The organism is Achromobacter sp. Marseille-Q4954 (assembly GCF_943737025.1).
In the GTDB taxonomy this organism is placed as follows: Bacteria; Pseudomonadota; Gammaproteobacteria; order Burkholderiales; family Burkholderiaceae_B; genus Achromobacter; species Achromobacter bronchisepticus_A.
The window spans coordinates 1-22,815 of the sequence record NZ_CALSFQ010000001.1 but is presented as its reverse complement, the minus strand read 5'-3'; the positions used below and the strand labels follow the sequence as shown (position 1 = coordinate 22,815).

Genomic DNA, 22,815 nt, shown 5'->3' with positions numbered 1-22,815 from the left:
TGCTAATTTTTTTTCGCTTCCAGCTGCAGCACGGGAGCGATTCCATTTTCGGTATTTTGCGCTTCTCCGCAGACTTCTTCCAGCGTGGGCGCATTTTGCTGGGAAATCACGGCCGATGCGACTCGCAATATTTCCGGGTCATTGCGGACCCGGGGCTGGCCGCGGTCCAGCAGAAAACTGTCCACCACGGGTTCCATCGAGGTTTTGCGGGCGTCGCAAGTCAGAACCCAGAGGCCTTCGGGACTGCGCGTCGCCAAGCCCATTTCAGCCAGTGTTTCCAGGACTTCGTTCAGTTCGTCCTGGTGCAGGCGCAATTGCGCGGCCAGCAGATTGGCGGGCAGGCCTGGCGGATTCGCCGTCTGCGCCTGGCGCAGCGTGCGCAGCGCATCCACGGCGTCCACGAAGGGAGCGCCGGGATAGCGGTTGATTTCCCAGCGGCCCAGGCGGATCAGCGGTGCGCTCGACGCCAGGATCGCTCCCAGCAGCACGGCCAACCATGACAGGTAGATCCAGAGCAGGAAGATGGGCAGGGTGGCGAATGCGCCGTAAATAATGGTGTAGGTGGGGAAGCGGGTCAGGTAGTAGGCGAAAGCCGACTTCATGATTTCCAGCACGATCGCGGTCACGCAGCCCCCGACCAGGGCATCGCGCCAGAGCACCTCGCGGTTCGGGACCATGACGAACAGCGCGGCAAAACCGAGCGCGGTCAACACCAGCGGGATGAACGACACCGCGACGCTGACGGCTTCGGGCACGTCCCGGACCAGCCCCAGCGATTCGCGAGCCACGAACGAGGTCGCCCAAAGACTGGCGCCGGCCACGACCGGTCCTAGCGTGATGATGGCCCAGTACACCAGCGCGCGCTGCCGCAGCGGACGTTGGCGCGTCACGTGCCAGATGTCGTTGAACGCCTTGTCGATCGTCATGATCAGCAACAGCGAGGTGATCAGCAGGAACGCGCCGCCGATGGCGGTCAGGCGCGAAGCCTGGCGCGCGAACTGGTTCAGGTAGTCCATGATGTTGTCCGACACGGACGGCGGCATCAGGCTGTTGGTCAGGAAATCCTCGAGCGCGACGCGGAATTCCTGGAATACCGGGAAGGCGGTGAACAGCGACAGAACCACGGCCAGCATCGGCACGATGGCCAGGACGGTCGTGAAGGTGAGGCTGGACGCGACTTGCAGCAGTTTCTCTTCGCTGGCGCGTTCGGCGCTGAAGCGCACAACACGTCCGGCCCTCGCGATCCATGAAGAGCGCGAGGTCGAGTGCTCGGTGGCCGCCGGCGTCGTGGCGGCAGGCTCGGCAGGGCGATTCATCAGGCGATAATAGCAGCATGAACCCTGAACTCAACCCCCGTTTGCGCCTGTTGGCCTCGGTTTCGCTGTTCGCCCTGATCGTGCTTTGCGTCACCTGGGAGACCGTGGTGGCGCCGTTGCGGCCGGGCGGTTCCTGGATGCTGCTCAAGGCCCTGCCGCTGGCGTTTCCGCTGCGCGGCATCCTGCGCGGCAATCTCTATACCTACCAGTGGGCGTCGATGCTGTCGCTGCTCTACCTGATGGAGGGGGCGGTGCGGGCCATGTCGGATCCGGCTCCGCTGTCCGTATTGATGGCCTGGGGAGAGATCCTGCTGTCGGCCATTTTCTTTTTTAGCGCCATTTTCTACGTGCGGCCCGCCAAGCGGGCTGCCAGGAGGCAACGCGCATGAGCGCCCGTACGCTGTCCGACCTGCGCGTCGTCAACTCGTTTGCCGCCTTGCCTGCGGCCTTTTATACCCGGCTTGCGCCCCAGGCCTTGAACAATCCGCGCCTGCTGCACGGTAACGCGGAGGCGGCGGAACTGATCGGCCTGGACCCGTCGCTCCTGTCCACGCCCGAGTTCCTGAGCGTGTTTTCCGGGGCCCAGCCGCTGCCGGGCGGCGACACCCTGGCGGCGGTCTACAGCGGCCATCAGTTCGGCGTCTGGGCCGGCCAGTTGGGCGATGGCCGCGCCCATCTGTTGGGCGAGGTCGAGGGGCCGCGGGGCAGTTGGGAGTTGCAGCTCAAGGGTTCGGGCATGACGCCGTATTCGCGCATGGGCGATGGCCGCGCGGTGTTGCGTTCGTCGGTGCGCGAGTACCTGGCCAGCGAGGCCATGCATGGGCTGGGCGTGCCCACGACGCGGGCGCTGGCGCTGGTGGTTTCCGACGACCCGGTCATGCGGGAAACGGTGGAAACAGCCGCCATCGTGACGCGCATGTCACCCAGTTTCGTGCGCTTCGGCTCTTTCGAGCATTGGTCCTCGCGGCGCCAGCCCGATATGCTGAAGACGCTGGCGGACTACGTCATAGACCGTTATTACCCGGAATGCAGGGAAGCCGGAACGGGCGAGTCCTCGAACGAGGCGCTGCCCTATATCAACCTGCTGCGTGCCGTCACCCGGCGCACGGCGCTGCTGATGGCGGACTGGCAGGCGGTGGGCTTCTGCCATGGCGTGATGAATACCGACAATATGTCCATACTGGGACTGACGTTGGATTATGGTCCCTACGGTTTCATGGATGGTTTCCGGCTGGGCCATATCTGTAATCACTCGGACTCGGAAGGGCGCTATTCCTGGAACCGCCAGCCGTCCGTCGCTCTCTGGAACCTTTATCGCCTGGGCGGCAGCCTGCACACGCTGGCGCAGGATGTGGAAGGCCTGCGGGCCGTCCTGGATGAATTCGAGCCGGTCTTCACGCGCGCCTTCCATGACCGCATGGGCGCCAAGCTGGGGCTGGCCGCCTGGACGCCGGCCGATGAACCGCTGCTGGACGACCTGCTCAAGCTGATGGACGCCAATCAGGCTGACTTCACGTTGACCTGGCGTCGCCTTGCCGATGCCTTGTCCGGCCAGCGCAGCGCGTTCGAAGACCTGTTCATCGACCGGCCCGCGGCAGGAGCTTGGCTGGATCGCCTGATGGCGCGGCACGCACAGGACGGCCGGCTGATGCAGGATGTAACCGCCGGCATGAATCGCGTGAATCCGCTCTACGTGCTGCGCAATCACCTGGCGGAAGAGGCGATCCGGGCGGCCAAGACGGGCGACGCCAGCGAGATCGATACCTTGATGAAGCTGTTGCGCAACCCCTACGAGGCCCAGCGGGGATATGAGCGGTATGCGGGTTTACCGCCGGATTGGGCGGGCAGTCTGGAGGTCAGTTGTTCGTCTTGAAACCGGCCGCCAGCCGTACAACTGGGACATTTGCGAAAGCGATTTTCCTGCGATTTACGGGAAAATAACCGTTTGGACAAGGAATATCGCAGTTTTTTTCCTTGCAATCATTCGTTTCCATTGTAAAAGACGTAAGATTGTCGCCAACGGAATACCCGGGACGCTGCGTCCGCGGGGCATTTGTCGATAATCTTCAAAATAAAGCACTCTAAATATGGCTGGCGCAGATGGTTTGCTGTGTATCGGTCTGCTTGAGGATGACGCCGACTTCCGGGAGGAGTTGGCGTTAGGCTTGGGTGGCTATGGTTTCCGGGTGGCATTCGCCTGTGATAATGCCGCGGCGTTTTATCGTCGGTTGCAGGAACAGCCCTGCGACATCGTCATTCTTGACGCCCACCTGCCCGGGGAAGACGGTTTCTCCGTGGCGACCCGCCTGCGCGCCCTCAGCCCCGTCGGTATCGTCATGCTGACAGGCCGTAGCGCGCTGGAAGACCGGGTGCGCGGCCTGGAAGGCGGCGCCGATGTCTACATGACCAAGCCTGTGGACCTGCTGGAACTCAGTTCCGTCATCCGCAGTTTGGCACGCCGGATGCGCCTGGCGAAGGCTCCGCGGCCGGTGGATGCGGAAACGCGCGCCACCGCCGACACGTCGTGGTCTCTGCAGGACGGAGGCTGGATCCTGGTTGCGCCCGATGGCGCCTCGCTGCACCTGAGCGCTCAGGAACGGACCTTCCTGGTCGCCCTGATGGATGCCGCCGGCAGCGCGGTCAGCCGTCAGGTCCTGGCGGAATTGTTCCTGCCGGACAGCCCGGGCGGCTTTGAATTGCGCCGTATCGACGTGCTGGTCAGCCGTTTGCGCGCCAAGGCGCAAAGCGCGGGCCTGAAGCTGCCCGTGTTGTCGGTGCGCGGCCAGGGTTACGTGTTCGCGGCCTGAAGACGCCAGGGGCGGTCAAGCCGCCGGAGCGCTGGCGGGCAGGGTGACGACGAAACGCGTGCCCACGCCGACTTCGCTTTCCACGGTCAGTGTGCCGCCCTGGTTCTCGCAGATGCGCCGGGCCAGGTAGAGTCCGATACCCATGCCCTGGGTTTCGCGGTGCGCCGTACGCCGGAAATGTGGCTCGAAGATCTTGGCTTGCTCCTCCAAGCCTATGCCCGGGCCGCGGTCGGTGACGGCGACCCACGCCATGGGAATGGCTCCCACCCGGGCTTCACCGGTTTCTATGCGCACGGGCTCATTCGCCGGCGAATATTTGATGGCATTGTGAATCAGGTTGCGCACCACCACGCTGGTCAGCGGGCGGTCGCAGTAGACCGGCAAGGAGGCGCTGGCTTGCACCATCAGCGCATGCGCGGTGTCGGGCTGCATGGCGGTGACGACATCGAGCACCAGATCCGCCATGTCCGTTTGCTCTCCGCGCGGCGTCCAGGCCTGTTCGCCCAGCCTGTCCTGGTTCAGCAGCTGATCCATGAGTTCGGTCATGCGGGTGACCGACCGATGTATGCGCGCCAAGCGGTTGTCCACGGCCTCGCCGCTCTCGGCAAGTATCATGTCCAGGGACTGGGCTGCCGCGCTGACGGTGGCAAGCGGCGCGCGCAGTTCGTGCGAGATCAGTGCGTTCATCTGGCGCTGCGTATCCAGCGCGCCGGCCAGTTCGGCCAGCCGCAGCTCGCCCTGGGCCAGGTGTTCCGCGTCGGTGTGTTCGTGGTCTTTGCGTTTCGATCCCTGTTGCGGGTGGCCCTGTTGATTGATCGCCAGCAGGATCAAGGCGCTCGACACCAGCAGCAACCGCGCCAATTCGGCGAACGTTCCCGCTGCGGCCTGCGGCTGCCAGGCGTCCTGCCCCAGCAACCAGGCCGAGATGCCATAGGCGCCGGCCAAGGTCAGCGCGACCGCTCTTGCTGGCGACGGGCTGGCGGCGCGGACCATGAGCCAGGTGGCCAGCGGCAGACTGGCGATGGCGCAGGCCCCGGCGATCGCGGCGGACATGACACCGTTGCCTGGGTCGTACGCGAGGATCAACGCCAGTATCGCCACTATCATCAGGGCCAGGCTGGCCCAGCGGCAGGCTGTCGCCAGCTTGTCGGCGGCTGTTTCTTTTAGGATTGGTGCAGTGAGCGCCAGCAGGGCGGCATAGGAGCCGGCCTGTAGCGCCGCCGCCGGCAACAGCGCGGGTATGGAGCGGAACACTCCCTCGACCAACATGAAGGCCAGTCCCGCGCCGAAAATGGCATTGCGGGTGGCCGCCCATGTGACCGCGCAGGCTACGGCACAGGCCGTGGCGACACCGGCGGTCAGGCCCAGATGCAGGTCTTCGTGTGAAACGCCCATGCCGTAGGCCAGGGCCGCGTCGGGACCGAGCAGGGCGCATAGCAGCATCCCCCCGCGAGGCAGCATGGCTTGCCGAACCGCGGAGGCGTTACCGGTGCGCCGCAGGCGGGACGGCCAGAGAGCGCGAAAAAGCCAACAGATGCGAAGCAGCATGCCTTCCGTCAACTGGAAACCCATGGATGAGCAGGCGCGAGATCATGCGCCTGGGCGGAGTTTACGACAGGCCCGCGCATGGCATGCACGCCCAGGCCCGCCAGGACATTCTGCGTGGCAATGTCTGGCACGTCCTCGGCGTAGACCGCGATATTCAGTGCGGCCGCCGTGGCCACCACCGTGGCGGCGAGGTGTTGGCTGCCCGGGCTGTGAAGCAGGCCGGTGATGAAGCCGCCACATAGCTTCAGATAGGACAAGGGGAATTCGTGCAGGTGCTCGATGGCGCCGAACTGGTATGACAGTCGGCTTACGCCGACGCGGGCGCCTGCAGCCACGACGATGTCGCAAAGCGGGTGCAAGTCGGTTCCCTGCGCGGCCAGGGCCGCCGCGTCGATTTCAACGATCAGGCGCGCGCTCAGGGCGGGGCGGTCGGCCAGCATGCGTTGGAGCCTGGACTGGAACGAAGGCTGGGCGATCGATGCCAGCGAAATTGGCACTGCCAGCGCGCCGGGGCGCGCGTACAGCCAGTCCAGCCCCAGGCGGATGGCTTGTATGTCGCATTCTGCGGACAGGCCGAGGCGGACGGCGGGAGGCATGAAGATCGTAGCCGGCACGGGATCCGCGTCGCTGGTGTCGTGCAGGGTCAGGCTGGCTTCCTGGTGCAGCAGGCTGCCGGAAAGATCGTGCAGAGGCTGCACGGACAAGGAGAACCTGTGCTGTTCGAGCGCGGTGACCAGCGCGTCGTGCCAGCTGTATTCGCCGATGTGCGTGCTGTCCGGCGCGCGGCTGGCCGGGGCGATCTGGTCGTCGTCGGCGCTTTCGGCGCACATCAGGGCGTGGTCCAGCCGCGCCAGCGTGTCGCTCATGCCGTCTCCTGGCGCGTAGGAGGCCATCGCCAAGGCCCAGCGGCAGGATTCGTGCTTGTCCATGGGCACGCGCAGCGAGCGCAGTTCGCGCCGCACCCGCTCGGCCAGCAGGCTGGCTTGAGGCGCCGAGGCGCGGGGCAGCAGCAGCGCAAAATCCGAACCGCTGATGCGCGCGAGCATGGCTCCCGGACCGCCGAATTCAGCGACCAGCTTGCGCAGCCGGTCGGAAGACGAGCGCAGCCACTGGTCCGTGAAGGCGCGCGAGAGATGCCGGTTGATCTGCGCCAAGTCGCGTTGCCGGAACATCAGCAGATGGCCGCCCGCGTCAGGGTCCTTGTCCGCCAGCGCCAATCTGAACTGGTCGACAAAATACTTGCGGTTGTGCAGCCGGGTGACGGGATCCCTGTAGATTTCGCTCTGTAGCGATTCGATCCGCGCATTCTGTTCCTGGACCGTGGCGGCGACTATGCGTTGCGCGTCCACCAGCGCCTGGTCGACGCCCGCCAGTTCGCAGGCGCCGTTCAATGTGTTGCGGTTGCCCGGCGCCAGCGCGCGCACGCGCTCACAGATGTCGCGCGAGGTGCGAGCTTCAATCCGCCGCGCCAGGTTCACGGAGAACAGGACCCATAGCAGGCCCGCGGCCAGCATCAATCCGAGGACCCGCACGCCGCCTTGCCATAGCGTATCGCGAGCAGTCCGCGAATCCGCTTGTACGGTCACGACACCTCGTGAACTGCCGTCCGGGGCCGAGTAGGGCCGCGATACGACGGGGGCGACCATGTTCAGCCAGGCGTCACGCCAATCGTACTCTCTGGTCTGCGGATCGGTTTGCGGCGTTTGGCGCTCGATGACGGGCGCGCCCCTGTCGTCCGTGATGCGCACCAGCGCATAGTCCCCTCCCGCGAACATTTCATCCGCCAGCGCAGTCCGTTCATCGGGGGTGGCAGTCGCATGCGACAAGGCCCAGGCCAGCGCGTTGGCGCCGTCGTCGCTCTGCTGCGCCAACTGCGCGCTCAGATAGCGGTGCGCGGCCAGCATCCCCACCGTCTGTGCGCCGAGCAGAACCAGGCCGATCAGGAGGGCAGTGAAGAAAAGGAGCCGGCGGAAAGTGGACATGTATTTGGAGGTTCCCTTCCTGGCCATTGCGTGGCCTGAACTGAGGACTGCCAGTTGTCCGGATGGAATGGCGTCGGATCGCGATCAGCGCTAGAGGGCCTGGATACGGGTGTGATACGAGTCACTAATACATCAGTGGTACAGCAATTCTACATGTCACAGAACGTGCCGAATATTACTAAATTCGTGCCGTAAGGGGCCAAGCTGTGCAATTATTTCGAAGCTGTCTGATTTTGAATGACAACTATCGAGACACGGTGTATTAATTTTTCGGGTGTAGCTGTCGTAAGTAGTAGGCGAGCATGGCGCGAGGGCCGGCGCCAGTCTGCCGTGGCTCATCCCGAAGCCCTCCGTGAGCAACCAAAGTAACCGTAGGAATACAGGGAAAAGAGGTGCGTTGCCTCTGAAGTGTGGCGTTTTTTGCGAAAATAATGCATATTTTAAAAAATGTTACAGTCCTTGGGTTCCCTTTCGAACCGCAACGCCAGGGGCTTATGGATAGGGGGCTTCGTGCGTGAGAGTTACCTGCTCGCACTGTGCCTGACGCTTGCGGGCGCACTTGTAGCGATATGCTGGGTCTTCGTACGCAGGGAACGCCTGCTGCGTCAACGCCTGACGCGCGATGAACTGACCGGTGTCCTGAATCAGCAGGAATTGCACCGGCGCGCCCGCGCCTGGCTCAACAATGCAGAGGGCCGCTCGCGCCGCGGCGCGTTCTTCCTGGTGAGCTTCGAGCAATATGCCGAGATCAGCGCCATGTTGCGCGCGGGCGAAGATCAAGCCCTGCTGGTGCAGGTGGCCAATCGCCTGGGGTTGATCTGCCGGTCGATGGGCGGCATGGTGGCGCGTTCGGGGGCGGATGCTTTCACGGTCTGCGCACCCGACGTGGATGAGGCGGGGGCGGCCCAGGTGTCGGCCAAGCTGCTGGAAGCCCTGAGCGTACCCTACGAGCTGGGCGGACGTCCGCTGATGGCCATGTTCCGCGTCGGCGCCGCCTTGTATCCCGAGCACGGCCGCAGCGTGGAAGAACTGCAGCGCTGTGTCCAGGTGGCCCTGCTGCCGCTGAAGGAGCGCGGCGGCCCAGGCTGGAACTTGTTTGATTTCCGCATGCTGGCGCGCCAGCGCGACCAGCAGGGGCTGGAAAACGACCTGCGGCTGGCGCTGACCACGCCGGACATGGATCAGTTCGAACTGTATTACCAGCCGGTCTGTGACAGCGGCACCGGCATGGTGCAGGGCTGCGAGGCGCTGCTGCGCTGGCATCACCCCGTGCTCGGCAGCGTCTCGCCCGCGGTGACCATCGAATTGGCCGAGCGCAGCGGCCTGATCGTGCCGTTGGGAGCCTGGATATTGGAGCGGGCGTGTACCCAGGCGGCGCTATGGCCGGCGACCTGGCGCGTGCACGTAAACCTGTCGGTCAAGCAGATGAACGAAGATGGCTTGGTCGAACTCGTGTCGAATGCGCTTGCGGCCGCAAACCTGGCCCCGCGCAAGCTGGTGCTGGAGATCACGGAATCCCTCTTCATCCTGCATTACGAACGGCATGTGAAGATCCTGAACACGCTGCGTGCGATGGGCATCGGCGTGGCGTTGGACGATTTCGGCTGCGGCTATTCCAGTCTGAACCATCTGCGTTGCCTGCCGATCGACTGGGTCAAGATCGACCGCAGCTTCATCTCCGCGCTGGAATCCGATGCCGGCAGCCGCGAAGTGGTCTCGGCGCTGTTCGGCCTGTGCCAGGCGATGCATCTGCCGGTGGTGGCCGAAGGCGTCGAAACCGAGGGGCAGCGCGAGATCCTGAAGTCCCTGGGATGCCGGGTGATGCAAGGTTTCCTGTTGGGACGCCCCGCGCCGGCGTCCGAAATCCAGGCTTTGGCCTCGGCGGTGTCATAATCGGGGTTGCTTGCAAACCCCACCTGTTGACTCCCTATGCCCGGCAATACCCTAGGTACCCTCTTTACCGTCACCAATTTCGGCGAATCCCACGGGCCGGCCATCGGTTGCGTCGTGGACGGCTGTCCTCCGGGACTGTCGCTGGACGCTTCCGACATTCAGCTCGAATTGGACCGCCGCCGTCCTGGCACGTCACGTCACGTCACGCAGCGCCAGGAAGCAGATCAGGTGGAAATCCTGTCGGGCGTCTACGAGGGAGTGACGACGGGTACGCCCATCGGTCTGCTTATCCGCAACACGGATGCGCGCAGCAAGGACTACTCCAATATTGCCGATACCTTCCGTCCGGGCCATGCCGATTACGCCTACTGGCGCAAGTTCGGCGTGCGCGACCCGCGCGGGGGCGGCCGTTCCTCCGCGCGCTTGACGGCGCCGACCGTGGCGGCAGGCGCCATCGCCAAGAAATGGCTGGCGGAACAATACGGCGTCAAGGTGCGCGGCTACATGAGCCAGCTTGGCCCCATCGCCATCCCCTTCGTTTCCTGGGACGACGTTCCCAATAATCCGTTCTATGCGCCAAACGCCGCGGTCGTTCCCGAACTGGAAGCCTACATGGACCAGTTGCGCCGCGACGGCGACTCCGTGGGCGCCCGGATCGAGGTCGTGGCCGAGAACCTGTCCGCGGGCTGGGGCGAACCGATCTACGACCGCCTGGACGCCGACATCGCACACGTGATGATGGGCCTGAATGCCGTGAAGGGCGTGTCGATCGGAGCGGGTTTTGACAGCATCGCTCAACGAGGCTCGGAGCACGGCGACGAAATTACCCCGGACGGTTTCCTGACCAATAACGCGGGCGGAGTGTTGGGCGGCATTTCCACTGGCCAGCCAGTCACCGTTTCGCTGGCCATCAAGCCGACCTCCAGTATCCGGGTCGAGCGCCGCTCCGTGAACCGCGCCAACGACCCGGTCATGGTGCAGACGCTGGGCCGTCATGATCCTTGCGTCGGCATCCGCGCCACGCCCATCGCCGAAGCGATGCTGGCGCTGGTCTTGATCGATCATGCCTTGCGCCACCGCGGCCAGTGCGGCGATCCGGTAGTCTGATACGCTGTTGCTCTTCGAATTGTCTGGGAGGTCCGTCATGAACCGGAAACGTCATCTGCTGCGCAACGCGGGCGCGGCGCTCGCGCTGGCGGCCCTGGCGGGCTGCACCGGCATGAATACCACGCAGTCGGGCGCCATCGGCGTCAACCGGACCCAGTACATGTCCAGCATGGTGCCTTCGCAGGCGCTGGAACAAGAGGCGACCCAGCAGTACGCCGACATACTCAAGCAGGCGCAAGCCAAGGGCCTGCTGGACCGCGACCCTCAACAGGTGGCGCGGGTCCGCACCATTTCCCAGCGGCTGATCGCGCAGGCAGGAGTCTTCCGGCCTGACGCCGCCAACTGGAAATGGGAAGTGCATGTGTTGTCCAGCAACGAGATCAACGCCTGGTGCATGCCGGGCGGCAAGATTGCGGTCTACACGGGCTTGCTGGCCAAGATCAAACCCACGGACGATGAGCTGGCGGCGGTGCTGGGCCATGAGATTTCGCACGCCTTGCGGGAGCATGCGCGCGAGCGCGTATCCCAGCAGATGGCCACCAACCTGGGGTTGTCGGTGCTGGCGATCGCCACCGGGTCTTCCGCGGCGTCCGACCTGGGCGAACAGTTCACCAGCGTCATGTTCACGCTGCCCAACAGCCGCACGCACGAAACCGAAGCAGACCGCATGGGTGTGGAGCTGGCGGCCAGGGCGGGATACGATCCGCGCGCCGCCGTGACGCTGTGGCAGAAGATGGGCGCGGCAGATCAGGGCAGCGCGCCGCCTGAAATCCTGTCGACCCACCCGTCTGCCGCATCGCGCATCAGCGATCTGCAGGCCGCAGCCCAGCAGGTGCTGCCGCTGTACGAACAGTCCAAGGGTAAAGCCGCCCGCTAAGGCGGCTGCGGCGGCCGTGATTTTTACGGCCGCCTCTTGAATCGCTGCCTTATGACGCGGCTGTCCTGACGCCGGGACCGCGCATGACAGCGATGCCCAGCCTGGCCAGGATGCGCTGCGTTTCGGCATCCGGCACATCTTCGGCATAGACCGCTATCTTCAAGCCGCGCGCGGTTTCCAGCACCGATGCCGTCAACTGTTGGCTGCCGGGGCTTTGCGACATGCCGCCGACGAAACCGCCGCCCAGTTTCACGTACGACAAGGGCAGGGTGTGCAGCTGCGCAACTGCGCCGAACTGCTGAGCCAGGCGGCGCACGCCGATATGCGTGCCGAACTCCGATGCGACGCGGGCCAGCGTGGCGATCTGCTCGTGGCATTCCACCAGGCCGTGCGCGTCGATTTCCAGGTACAGACGGCGCGCCAGAGGCCGGTGTTCGGTCAGCAGCAGGGCCAACTGGCGGAAGAACTTCTGGCCTCGCAACGAGGGCAGGGCCACCCGCACAGCCAGTTCGCCCGGGTTGGCGGCCAGCCAGTCCAGCCCCAGGCTCACGGCTTCCAGGTCGCAATCAGCCACCAGATCCAGGCGCACGGCCGGCGGGATGAACAGCGTGGCGGGGATCGGCACCTGGTCGGCCGCGGTCCGCAGCATCAGCATCGCTTCGGTACGGACGGTGCTGCCGTCGGTGGCTCGCAGGTCTTCCGTGGCCAGCTCGAAACAATGTTCTTCCAGAGCGGATTGGATCGCGTCCTTCCAGGCGCGTTCACCCGATTCCGAAGGCGACTGCATGTCGGTCGCTCCGGCGATCACGACATGGTCGTTGCCGGCGCTTTCCGCCCGCATCAAGCCGAAATCCAGGCGTGCAAGCACCGGCCCGGCCTGGCTGCCGTGGCCATAGTCGGTCATGGCCTGCGCCCAGCGGCACAGATGTCCTTCGCCCACGGGAATGCGGGACGCGTGCAGGTCGGCGCGCACCTGCTCGGCCACCATCATGGCCTGGGGCGCCGCGCAGCCCGGCAGCAGCAAGGCGAAATCCGAGCCGTTCAGGCGGGCCAGCAGGGGCGAGGCCACGTGCATGCTCTTGAGCGTGCCGCGGATGCGCTCGCAAGCCGTGCGCAGCCATTGGTCGATGAACTCGCGCGGCATATGGCGATTCAGGTCCGCCAGGTCGCGTTGGCGGAACACCAGAACGTGGCCGCCGTCGATGCCACGGCCGCTTGTGAGGGCAGGGGCCTCCAGCGCGCGGCGGAACTCGTTGACGAAGTACTTGCGGTTCGGCAGGCCCGTGACCGGATCCTGGTTCAGCTCCAGCTCCAGCGACTCGATCTTGGCGTTCTGTTCTTCGACGCTGGCATGGATGCGTTCGCGGGTCTGGTTCAGCGCCTGCACCACCCCGGACAGTTCAGGCACGCGCGCCTCGACCTGTTCCGTCGGGGAGTCCTGGCCGATACTGCGCACGTGGTCGCTGATTTCACGCAGCAGGCGGTTCTTGATCCAGCCCACCAGCATGAAGGCGAACACGGCCCACAGGATGCCGGCGCCCACCACCAGGGCGATCATCTTGAGGCTGCTGCGCCACAGGGCTTCCCATGCATAGGCGTCGTTGGCGATCAGTGTGACCTCGCCGATCTGGCGCCAGCCATCGCTGACGGCATGGCTGGCCGATTGCGTAGTCAAGGGGGCCAGCGCCTGAAACCAGGCCGGAACCGACGCCGCGGTGGCCGTGGATTTCCGTTCGATCAGAACCTTGCCTTCCGGATCGCTCAAGCGCACCAGCGAGAAATGCCCGCCGTCATACAGCGCCGACACCAGCAGCTCTTGCACGACCGGGTCGTTGTTCGCTGGCTGCGAGAGCGACAGCGCCAACGACACGGCGGCGTCCGTGCTCTGCACCTGCAGTTGGCCGGACAGGTACTCCCGAGCGGAATTCACGCTGAGCGCGAGCGTGCCCAGCAGGATGACGCCGATGGCGAGGGTAACGCTGAGCAATAGCTGTCGAAGTATGGACATAGTCTTATTTCCGGACATCAGGGGCGCACGCCTTCCCGTTCCATGCGTTGAAGTAGATCACGCCAGCGGCTGAGACGGTCGACCGGCGCGGCGGGCTTGCCGTCCACGTAGACGCCGTCGGCATTGAAACTGAATACCGGCGTCAGGTCGCGACGCTGCGTGGCGGGCAAAATGGTCGAGATCAGGTTGTCCAGCACCAGCGGCACGGCATTGGGGGTTTCGTAATAACCCAGCACCATGTGGGCGATCTGGGTGCTGCTGGCCGCGCCGCCGATGCGCGCGCGGACATAGATGAATCGCAGCTTGTTGGCCGGCACGCCCAGCGCCAGCAGCGTGAAGTACTTGCCGATGACGTAGTCTTCACAGTCGCCGGCGCCCCTGCCCAGCGATTCTAACGGCGTGGCCCAGTAATCGGCCTGTTTCCAGATGGTGATGTCCTCGCCGGACATCAGGGAGCGGTTCCAGAAATCATTGGCCTGTGTCAGCGCGCCTCTTTCCTGGGCGGGGGGGGGACTGCGCATCAATTGCAGCCATTCCGATACCGCCTTGGAGCCTTTTGCGCCATAGCGACTGGCCGACAAGCTTTGCAGCCGGTCGGCATTCACTTCCAGGGCGGAACTTCCGCCCCAGCCGCAAGCCAGGCATAGCAAAGCCAATCGGCACAGATTCAGCGTGCGGCGGAAACGGCGGGACGATGGCATGAAACGGATTTTCACATTTTTCCGGGCATCTTAGACGCGCCCTGGGAAAAAATGCGTCATGCGGGGGCGGGAAGATCCGTTGCGGATCTTCCCGGGAGCTATTGCTCAGGCGTGGTCGACGGTTAGCTTACCTTTCTGCAGCAGGTCATTGATGATGGCCTGGTTGCTCATGGACTGGCCGTAGGTATCGTGGGTGAGATCCACGTTTGCCAGCACGATCTTTTGGTCCGCGCCCTGGGTACCCAGCTGGCCGTGGGTGTTCACATCGATGACCGTGTCGTTGTCTTCCTTGCGGAAGCCCAGGTAGTTGGTTAGGTTGCCGTCGTTTTCGCCGACGAGTAGTTCCTGCAAATCAAGAATGTCGCCGCCGTCGGCTTGCTTTTGAATCGAGAAGTCCATGATCCTATCCACAGCAGGGGCGTCCGTGGTGCCCTGGTCATTGAGTCCCCACTTGAACGTGTCGCTGTTGTCGTCATATCGGACGCCATTGCCGTCGCCGTACATGAGGTCATTACCCATGCCACCTATCAGAACATCACTGCCTGCATCGCCTTCGAGATAGTCGTTGCCTGTGCCGCCCGACAGGATGTCGCGGCCATTGCCACCGTACAAGGTGTCGTGGCTACCTTGGCCGTAGAGGATGTCGTCGCCATCGCCGCCGTGTAGGATATCGAAACTACCGCGCGTATCTCCATGCACTTCTAGGATTTCATGGTTTTCCGAGATGAACTTGTGCAGATCTACATCCGTAGGCGGCACGCCAACCTTCAGAAACAAGAATTGCTTGAGCGCCTCCAGGCCCAACCCGTCGTGCAGACCTTCAGGTCTGGCGGGATTGCCATCGATGCCCCAGGGTAACTGATCGGTGTTGATCGCATCGCCGAACAGGATGTCTGAACCCTTTCCTCCGGAGATCCAATCTGTGTCCGGCAAGGCCAGTACATGGCCTGGCAAGTCGCCGGCCTCAGCTTCTCGGCCTTGAGAAATCCAAAAGTCAGCAGGTTTTGGGGGAGGAGGGGGAAGGCCGAGCATGCCTCCGTGGTCGCCTAGTATCACGTCATTGCCGTCTCCGCCGTACCAATTGTCGATGATCTGGGCTCGGTTGTAATCGTCGTCGCCACCGACGATGAGCTGGCCTACGTTGATTTTGAATGTCTGCTGATGGGATAGGTCGTCGCCTCCGTTGGAAGTGCCACCGTTATCTCTGACGCGAAAGTCGAAGGACGATGAAGTATTGTTTCCGTCGAAGGTCACAGCGTCGGGTTGGAACACTAACTTTCCGCTGGCCAGATCTTCAGTGCTGATTTCTTGTCCTTGCACAATCGCTTTGCCATTCAAGAGCAGCCGACCGTGTTGGGGTAGAGAGTCGATAATCACCGACTTCATCGATTGTCCCTCCCCTGGGTCGGAGAATGGGAAGTCATTCAGACTGAACGTGTAGCGGCCGCCTGCCACGACGTTGCCAGAGGCGTCTTGCGATACCGGGGCATCGTTGACGGACAGAACTCGAACGTTCAAGGTGGATGAGGTCGTGAGCGTGCCGTCCGTCACGGTGTACGTGATCTGCGGGACATTTCCGTTCCAGTTTGCGTCCGGTGTGAACACATAATTGCCGTCGGCTTTCACGAGGATTGAGCCCACGCCCTCCATGTACGCAGTGATGCCGGCGGAGTACGTTGTGCCATTGAGGGTGAACGTTGTGACAGTCAGCGCGTCGTTGTCGACATCGATTGCCCCGATGAGCACGTTGCCGGATGCCGCGTGGTCCTCTAACACCTGGTTGTCGTGTGCCTGGAGGATCGGCGCGTCGTTGGCGCCCGTGATTTCAACGGTCAAGACGGCCGAGCTGGTACCGCCCTCGCCATCGGAGACGGTATAAGTGATCGAACTGTAGGCTTTCTCGCCGACGCCGAGGTGTTGAAAGGCAGAGCCTGGGTCGAAGCGGTAGGAGCCATCGGCGTTCAGTGTGAACGTGCCGCCGTGGGAGCCCGCGATGGCGGCGCCTACGTCGGCTGTGTTGCCGTTCACTTGCGAAACGACAAGTGCGTCGCCGTCTGGGTCGTTGTCGTTTGCCAACACGCCGTTTTGAGCACCGACGTCGAGAGTCGAGTCCTCGCTGACAGCGCCCGAGTCGCCAGCCGCCAGGGGGGCGGGATTGGCAATGGCCCAGTCGAACTTCTGCGAGGTTGTCGCGCCAGAGGGGTCTGTGGCGGTGATGGTGACGTTGTATACGCCGATACTGCCGCCTTGCGACGCCGAAGGATCGATATCACCGTTAATGATGCCGGTGCGCGGATCGATGCTCAGGCCGGGCGGCAAACCGGTTGCGGTGTAGGTAAGCTTGTCGCTCGCGTCCGGATCCGAGAAGCGGCCGGAGATGTCATAGCTCACGTGGGTCTGAGCGTCCAGGCTGGAGATATCGGAAATGGCAGTGGAGACTGGCCCGTCGTTGGTGCCGGTGATCGTCACGACGGCTGTTGCCGTGGAGGTGGCGCCGCTGGGATCCGTGATGGTGTACGAAATGGTGCTGGTGGCGGTTTCGCCTGCGGCCAGGCGGTCAAACTCGTTTCCCGGCGTGAAGACATAGCTACCGTCAGGCAGGACTGCGAAGGTGCCGCCATTGCTGCCCGCGATTGAAATGCCGTCCGCGGTCATGGGCCGGCTACCTACCGACGCTATCGTCAGGTGATCGCCGTCCGGGTCTGAGTCGTTCGAGAGCAGGTTGCCGCGTACCTGGCCGTTTTGATCGCCTTGCCTCGCATCGTCCCGCGCGGTGGGGGCATGGTTGACGCTGACGGGAGTGGGCGCCTGGTCGTCGCCATTGACGGGGCCAATGCTGGACATGCGTGGCAAGACTGCTTCATCGCGTGCGGGATTCGAGTAGGCCAGATCGAGCGGACTGGTGGTTTCAAGAAGGCGAGCCAGTCGGACAAAGCTGCTGCCGCCTCCACCACCGCCACCTGCCACGACGGCGGCGGTGGGATCGAGTTCGTCGAACAGGTCGCGGCCGTCTTGCAGTGCGGCCAACAATCGGTCGGAGTCGGTGCCAGCGGGCGGCGCTACCGCCGCTTCCGACGCATCATCCAGAATGCCGGTCATTTCGCTGGTCAGCGCGACGTTGCGGTCTTCGCCGATGACGATAGGCATGCCGTTTTCAATATGCAGGGAAACCGTGGCACCCGAGGCTGTGACGACGTCACTGCCGACCGCGACTTTGCTGCCTTGATGCAGTTCGGTCAGGGAACCGTCGCTATTGCGTATCCATGCGCGACCGGAGATTTCGTTGACGATTGCGGCGGGAGTGTTGGCCATGTTGGTCCCGATCAAGAGCGTTGTCCAAGATGGTTCGATACTAGTGGGGGCCGCTGCCGCTCGATACTGCCAATACTAATAGTGCTAAGCAAAAGCGTAGCGACTTGATGGAAAGGGCATCATGCCGAGAAGGCCATTGCGAGCCTTTTTGGGGCTTGCTGCTTAGCCGTGGTCAACGTTCAGCTTACCCTTCTGCAGCAAGTCGTTGATGATGGCCTAGTTGTTCATGAACTGGCCGTAGGCATCGTGGGTGAGGTCGACGTTCTCCGGCACGATCTTCTGGTCGGCGCCCAGTGTGCCCAGCTTGCCCGGGTACTCACGTCGATGACCGTATCGTTGCCTTCCTTGTGAAAATTGAGATACCGGACCAGTGATCCGTCATCCTCGCCGACCAGCAACCCCTGTAGATCCAGAACGTCGCGGCCTTCGGCGGGCTTCAGGATCGAGAAGTCCTTGATCGTGTCGACGGCCGGCGTGCCTGCGGCGCCTTGGTCGTCGAGCGCCCACTTGAACGTGTCACTGCCCGAACCGCCGTAACGGATGTCGTTGTCCTTGCCCCTAAGCAAAAGATCGTTGCCGGCATCGCCAAACAGCGTGTCGTTGCCGGTGCCGCCAGACAGGACGTCGTTGCCCTCGTCGCCGTGGAGTAGGTCGCTTCCGCCCTGGCCGTAGATAATGTCGTTGCCCGCGCCGCCATGCAGTTCATCGTTGCCGCCACGCGTATCGCCCTGCACGTCGAAAAGCGCGCGGTTGTCCGAGATGAACTTGTGTAGATCGGCGTCGGCGGGCTGGACGCCATACTTCAAAAATAGGAATTGATCGAGCGCTTCCAGACCGGACCCGTCTGCCAGATCGGCCGGTTTGGGTGAGTTGCCGTTGACGCCCCAGGGCAGGAGATCGGTGTTGATCGCGTCGCCGAAAAGAATGTCCAAGCCGTCACCACCGAGGATGGCGTCGTTGCCGAGCGGAGCCGGTTCGTTGGTGGTATTGCCCCCGGCCAGCGCCGCTTCCAGGTCTGAGGGATCCTGTACGAGTTGCGAGTTTCCCGTGCGGCCAACATCGCTGCCAGCACGTCCCGATTTGTTGCCAGGGGTGCGCGGGGTCCAAGTGCGGATACTGTCGATATCTACGCGCAGTTCACTATTGGTCGAGGTGCCATCGTTGAGAACGAACTGGTACAGGTAGTCGCCGGGGCCGTGGTGCCTGCTTCTGGTGTTGGCAGCGGTCCCCGACTCTGCCTCCATCCACCCCCGGATCGGAGAAATGGATGGAGACGTCATAGCGCACGCCGGTCTGGGCGTCGATCCCTGACGTGCCGGAAATGGTGGTGGAACCGGTGCCGCTGTTGCCGCCGACGACGGGCGGCGTGGAGGTCTCGTCGTCTAAGCCGGCCGCAGCGACACTGTGCACGCGGGGCAGGATATCGTCCCCGCGGCCGAGCGGAGAGTAGGACTGTTCCAGCGGATTGGTGGTTTCAAGAATGCGGGCCAGCCGGACAAAGCTGTTGCTGCTGGTATCGCCACCGGCCGTGACGGCCGCGGTAGGGTCCAGTTCATCGAAGGGGGCGCGGCCGTCGTCCAATGCCGCCAGCAGGCGTTCGGAGTCGGTTCCCGAGGGCAAGGCCACCGCGGCTTCGGATGGATCGGCCAGGGCGCCGGCGACGTCGCTGGTGAGCGCGAACTCGCGGTCTTCGCCGATGACGATCGGCACGCCATTCCCGACTTGGAGGGAAACCGTGGCGCCCGACGCAGTGACGACGTCGCTGCCGGCGGGGACCTTGCTGCCTTGATGGAGTTCCGTCAGGGATCCGTCGCTGTTGCGCAGCCACGCGCGACCGGAGATTTCGTTGACGATCGCGGAAGAAGTTCTGACCATGTTGGCCCCCTTTCAAAGGGTTGTCCAAGATGGCCAGATACTAGAGGGCGCTGCTTCGGCCCGATACTGTTGATGTTGATAGGGTTAAGAATTCCCAGCCGTTGCTTGCAAGGCCAGTCAGGACGGATTCCGCGTGACAGAGGCGTTTGACTCAGATGTACTTTCTGGTTGTTCCAGACGCCTGGCGAGAAGTGCGCAATGCAAAGCAGGGAAGGCCGTCGTCGGCCTTCCCTGCAAGTACTGCCTGGCTGTAGCTACTGCTTAGCTGTGGTCGATGTTCAACTTCCCTTTCTGCAACAGGTCGTTGATGATCGCCTGGTCGGTGGCGAGCTTGCCGCCGTTGGTCAGGTCCACATTTTCCAGCACGATCTTCTGATCCGCACCTTGGCTGGCAATCTTGCCCTGGGTGTTGATTTCGATGACCGTGTTGTTGCTATTGGCGGGGTCCTTGGTGAAATGCAGGTACTGCGTCAAGGTGCCGTCCTTCTCGCCTTGCAGCAGTTCCTTCAGATCGAGGATGTCTCCGCCATCAGCCGGCTTCAGGATGGAGAAGTCCTTGATCGTGTCCACGCTCGGAGCGCTTACTGTGCCCTGGTCGTTGAGTTCCCACTTGAACGTGTCGCTGCCTGCGCCGCCGATGAGGGTGTCATTGCCCTTGCCGCCGACCAGCAGGTCGTTGCCTGTGCCGCCATACAGCACGTCATTGCCTTCGCCGCCATACAGTTTGTCGTCTCCACCCATGCCGAACAGTATGTCGTTGCCAGCGCCGCCCCTGAGGACGTCGTTGCCGTCGGACGTGCTGGACTTGTCGAACTCAGCACTGTGCTGCGTGATGTACTGATGGAGATCCTGGTTGGTGACATCGGTCACGTTCTTGCCGAGCTGGGCTGCGACATACGCTTCCAACCCGGATACACCATTGCCGTGGCTGCCGAAACTAAGGGCATCGCCAAACAGAATGTCGTGACCAGTGCCGCCGTCGATGGTGTCGGCGCCGGAAGGCAGTACGTTCTTGGTGCCCAAAATCGCTCCGGCCAAGTCGGAAGGATCGAGGTTGGCCAGGACATTGCCGTCGCTGTCGAAGTTCTTCAGGTCGGTGGTATTCAGTTCCTTGCCCAAACCGATGGCTTCAACCGTGGATTTGGTCGCGAGTTCGGCATAGGCCTTGTTGGAGTCACTCAGCGTATCGCCGCTCGTGGAGGAACCAGTGCCGCCCAGCGGGCGATAGACATACCGGCCATTCTCATCGATGGTCATGACACCAACGATGCTACGGTTCCAGCCGCTATCTGCATAGACGTGGCCGTCCTTGTCAATAATGGTCGTGCCCCAGCGTGAGACGACGTCGCCCATCTTGTAGTTCGTCAGGAAGGAACTGAGCTTCGAACCGTTGTAGACGGTCGGGTCGCCAGTGCCATTCGTCGAGTAGTGGAACGTCGGCTTGCCGTCGGTAATGAAGTAGGTCAGGTTCTTCGCATTCGTGTTGCCAGTCGCCTGGGATCCATTGAACCAGTTGGTGGCCGCCTGGAACGCTGCTTCATAGTTCGTCCCGCCTCCGGACTGCATCGAGTCGAGGACAGCCATGAGCTTGGTGAGCGCTTGCGGGTCCTTCAGGTCCACACCGATGTTGGCTTTCAGGCCCGAGTCAAAGTCGAGCAGGAACACGTTCACCTTGCCCGCATTGCCCTGCTTTGCGCTGTCGATGAGCGCCTGGAACACGGTGATGAGCGATGCGCGGGCGTCCGCCACGGCCTGGTCGCCCATACTGCCTGAGGTGTCCACCATGAAGGCCAGGTTGTAGTTCTGTCCTTGGACGATCTGGAGACCCTGCGTGTCGGCGATGATGATGTCGTTGCCGTCGGATCCCGTCAAAGTGTCGTTGTAGGTCGAACCCGTGAGCACGTTGTAGGAGGTAACACCGATTTCCGTGTCGACCGTGGCACTGTCTCCGCCCACGCTCTCCGTGGAGGTCACCTTGGCATGCAGGTCGAAACTACCAGTACCCAGCGGCACCGTCATCTTCAGCGTACCCAGGTCCTGCTGGTTAATGGTCCAGCCGCCCTTGCCGTCAGATTGGCCGTGATTGAACGTCACGCCCGCGGGGAAACCGGTGAGAGTGACCGGAGACAGGGATTCGCTGCCATCCTTGTCCGTCAGTTCGACCGCTATTTGCACATCGTAGGTCTCATAGCCGGTAAGCACGTTCTGGACGACAGTACTACCGTCGTTGCTGAAAGAGCTGCCGTCGCCAAAGACTATGTCTTCAATGTTGTTGATCGGTCCAAAGGTGACGCCTGTCTCCTTGTCCGTGATCATGACGCCGTCATACCCGCCACCGGTGGCGCGATGATCGCTGGCATAGGTGATGGTGTAGTTGCCCTTCGGCAGGCCGAGGTAGATGTAGTCCTTGGCATCACTGAGCTTGGAACCGTTACCATCGATACTCTTCGGGCGCGTGGCATTGGTAAGGTGGCCGCTGGCGTCACCCAGGACGAAGATGTCGCGCACGTTGGCGCTGCCGTTGAGATTTCCGCCGTTCTCGGTCGCGCTCGTCCAGATCTTCGAGCCGCTGCCGGCAGTGACCTTGCCGTTCTCCACCGTGAACCCGGAGCCCGAAGCGCCGCCGTCGACGACGATCACGGTACCGGTAGTGGTTTGCTCGGGCTTGCCCAGATTCAGGCTGATGGTGGGCGCATCGGCGGCAGGGTTGATGTCCACCGTCAACGTGGTTTCCCGTCCGGTGTTCTGCCCGTCGACCGGCAGGAACTTGATGTGAGCGTAGTCGTCATGCATGTTGCCCACGCCCGGCTTGTTGTAGCCATCGGCACCGGATTCGTTGGCAGCGGGGACGAAGCGCAACTTACCGCTGTCGATATCGGCCTTGCTGATGGTCTGTCCTTGGGTCACCGAAACCCAATTCCCGGATGCGTTCTGATACTGGAGCGTGCCATTAGCCGGCAAGCCGGTGATCTTGACACCCAGGCGGGATTCGGGGGAGTCGTCGGTGACCTTGAAGTCATTCCACTTGATGGCAAGCGCAGTATCTTCCTTGCCCGTAATGGTGCTGCCAGCAGCTTCAGGGGCCGTGTCGACGCTGTACGGCTTGTCGGCATTGGCAGTCTTGCTGTTGCCGGCATTGTCCGTGGCTGTGACGGTGGCGTGGACATTGCTGTCGGCGGCCAGGTCCGATCCAGGAACATTGATGCTGTAGCCTAGCGAGCCGTCGGGCCGAGTCGTGACCTGGCCGGTGAACTCCTTGCCATTGACGGTCAGGGTGACGGTGTCGCCGACCTTGACGTCGCCGCCGACCTTACCGGTGACAGCGATGTCCTTGCCCGCTTCTTCGGCGTTGACGATGCCGTCGCCCGCGATCGTGTCGATGGTGATGG

13 protein-coding genes and 2 pseudogenes are annotated in these 22,815 nt (G+C 63.0%); 6 read left to right on the top strand and 9 right to left on the bottom strand.

The genetic code is table 11. The features are described from left to right. Positions 1-2: 2 nt before the first annotated feature. On the bottom strand, positions 3-1,316 hold the full coding sequence (locus NGK62_RS00085; protein ID WP_251876992.1) for a YihY family inner membrane protein: 1,314 nt from the start codon (positions 1,314-1,316) through the stop codon (positions 3-5). Positions 1,317-1,333: 17 nt separating this feature from the next. On the opposite strand from NGK62_RS00085, the gene NGK62_RS00080 reads away from it, so the two are divergent. The 3 genes from NGK62_RS00080 (at position 1,334) to NGK62_RS00070 (ending at position 4,123) form a co-directional block, all read left to right on the top strand. Then, a complete protein-coding gene (locus NGK62_RS00080; protein WP_118933146.1) occupies positions 1,334-1,705 on the top strand; it encodes a DUF2069 domain-containing protein in 372 nt (123 codons plus the stop codon). Beyond that, complete coding sequence (locus NGK62_RS00075; RefSeq protein ID WP_118933145.1) at positions 1,702-3,189, top strand: protein adenylyltransferase SelO; 1,488 nt, start codon at positions 1,702-1,704, stop codon at positions 3,187-3,189. Before NGK62_RS00080 ends, NGK62_RS00075 begins: the two co-directional genes overlap by 4 nt. A 214-nt stretch (positions 3,190-3,403) precedes the next feature. Next, positions 3,404-4,123 carry a response regulator transcription factor gene (locus tag NGK62_RS00070; RefSeq protein WP_054458575.1) on the top strand — a complete coding sequence of 240 codons (720 nt, stop codon included), beginning with the start codon at positions 3,404-3,406 and terminating at the stop codon, positions 4,121-4,123. A gap of 15 nt (positions 4,124-4,138) precedes the next feature. On the opposite strand, the gene NGK62_RS00065 is transcribed toward NGK62_RS00070, so the two are convergent. Together NGK62_RS00065 and NGK62_RS00060 are read right to left on the bottom strand one after the other, a co-directional pair. Then, complete coding sequence (locus NGK62_RS00065) at positions 4,139-5,584, bottom strand: sensor histidine kinase (protein ID WP_251876990.1); 1,446 nt, start codon at positions 5,582-5,584, stop codon at positions 4,139-4,141. A 95-nt stretch (positions 5,585-5,679) separates the two neighbouring features. Beyond that, the gene (locus NGK62_RS00060) at positions 5,680-7,653 is read right to left on the bottom strand and encodes a bifunctional diguanylate cyclase/phosphodiesterase (RefSeq protein WP_059379008.1); all 1,974 of its coding nucleotides are present in this window, start codon (positions 7,651-7,653) and stop codon (positions 5,680-5,682) included. 510 nt (positions 7,654-8,163) lie between these two features. Here NGK62_RS00060 and NGK62_RS00055 point away from each other — a divergent pair. From NGK62_RS00055 to NGK62_RS00045, 3 genes are read left to right on the top strand one after another with little or no spacing between them, the layout of a single operon-like run. Beyond that, positions 8,164-9,546 carry a putative bifunctional diguanylate cyclase/phosphodiesterase gene (locus NGK62_RS00055; RefSeq protein ID WP_059379010.1) on the top strand — a complete coding sequence of 461 codons (1,383 nt, stop codon included), beginning with the start codon at positions 8,164-8,166 and terminating at the stop codon, positions 9,544-9,546. Between the two features lie 36 nt (positions 9,547-9,582). Further along, entirely contained in the window at positions 9,583-10,653 is a 1,071-nt protein-coding gene (gene aroC, locus NGK62_RS00050) for a chorismate synthase (protein ID WP_251876988.1), read from the top strand. Between the two features lie 37 nt (positions 10,654-10,690). Then, a complete protein-coding gene (locus NGK62_RS00045; protein WP_059379015.1) occupies positions 10,691-11,530 on the top strand; it encodes a M48 family metallopeptidase in 840 nt (279 codons plus the stop codon). Between the two features lie 49 nt (positions 11,531-11,579). On the opposite strand, the gene NGK62_RS00040 is transcribed toward NGK62_RS00045, so the two are convergent. The 6 genes and pseudogenes from NGK62_RS00040 to NGK62_RS00005 all read right to left on the bottom strand — a co-directional run. Continuing rightward, on the bottom strand, positions 11,580-13,538 hold the full coding sequence (locus NGK62_RS00040) for a bifunctional diguanylate cyclase/phosphodiesterase (protein WP_059379017.1): 1,959 nt from the start codon (positions 13,536-13,538) through the stop codon (positions 11,580-11,582). Positions 13,539-13,555: 17 nt separating this feature from the next. Next, positions 13,556-14,239 (bottom strand): transglutaminase-like cysteine peptidase, encoded by a 684-nt coding sequence (locus NGK62_RS00035; protein WP_059379043.1) that lies wholly within the window; start codon positions 14,237-14,239, stop codon positions 13,556-13,558. A gap of 105 nt (positions 14,240-14,344) precedes the next feature. Next, positions 14,345-17,551: a retention module-containing protein gene (locus NGK62_RS00030; protein ID WP_251876986.1), complete on the bottom strand. Its 3,207-nt coding sequence runs from the start codon at positions 17,549-17,551 to the stop codon at positions 14,345-14,347. A 216-nt stretch (positions 17,552-17,767) separates the two neighbouring features. Next, positions 17,768-18,798 (bottom strand): annotated as a pseudogene (locus NGK62_RS00025) (type I secretion C-terminal target domain-containing protein); the annotation flags it as partial. A gap of 112 nt (positions 18,799-18,910) precedes the next feature. After that, positions 18,911-19,426: pseudogene (locus NGK62_RS00020) on the bottom strand (retention module-containing protein); the annotation flags it as partial. A gap of 261 nt (positions 19,427-19,687) precedes the next feature. After that, positions 19,688-22,815, bottom strand: a 3,128-nt coding sequence (locus NGK62_RS00005) for an Ig-like domain-containing protein (RefSeq protein WP_286012306.1), incomplete at its 5' end; no start/stop codon positions are given.

Excerpts from the sequence above, each read along its gene's own strand:
- NGK62_RS00035 (WP_059379043.1), bottom strand. The coding sequence starts at position 14,239 with ATGCCATCGTCCCGCCGTTTCCGCCGCACGCTGAATCTGTGCCGATTG.
- aroC (WP_251876988.1), top strand. The coding sequence starts at position 9,583 with ATGCCCGGCAATACCCTAGGTACCCTCTTTACCGTCACCAATTTCGGC.
- NGK62_RS00085 (WP_251876992.1), bottom strand. The coding sequence starts at position 1,316 with ATGAATCGCCCTGCCGAGCCTGCCGCCACGACGCCGGCGGCCACCGAG.
- NGK62_RS00075 (WP_118933145.1), top strand. The coding sequence starts at position 1,702 with ATGAGCGCCCGTACGCTGTCCGACCTGCGCGTCGTCAACTCGTTTGCC.
- NGK62_RS00030 (WP_251876986.1), bottom strand. The coding sequence starts at position 17,551 with ATGGCCAACACTCCCGCCGCAATCGTCAACGAAATCTCCGGTCGCGCA.
- NGK62_RS00080 (WP_118933146.1), top strand. The coding sequence starts at position 1,334 with ATGAACCCTGAACTCAACCCCCGTTTGCGCCTGTTGGCCTCGGTTTCG.
- NGK62_RS00045 (WP_059379015.1), top strand. The coding sequence starts at position 10,691 with ATGAACCGGAAACGTCATCTGCTGCGCAACGCGGGCGCGGCGCTCGCG.
- NGK62_RS00040 (WP_059379017.1), bottom strand. The coding sequence starts at position 13,538 with ATGTCCATACTTCGACAGCTATTGCTCAGCGTTACCCTCGCCATCGGC.
- NGK62_RS00070 (WP_054458575.1), top strand. The coding sequence starts at position 3,404 with ATGGCTGGCGCAGATGGTTTGCTGTGTATCGGTCTGCTTGAGGATGAC.
- NGK62_RS00065 (WP_251876990.1), bottom strand. The coding sequence starts at position 5,584 with ATGCTGCCTCGCGGGGGGATGCTGCTATGCGCCCTGCTCGGTCCCGAC.
- NGK62_RS00060 (WP_059379008.1), bottom strand. The coding sequence starts at position 7,653 with ATGTCCACTTTCCGCCGGCTCCTTTTCTTCACTGCCCTCCTGATCGGC.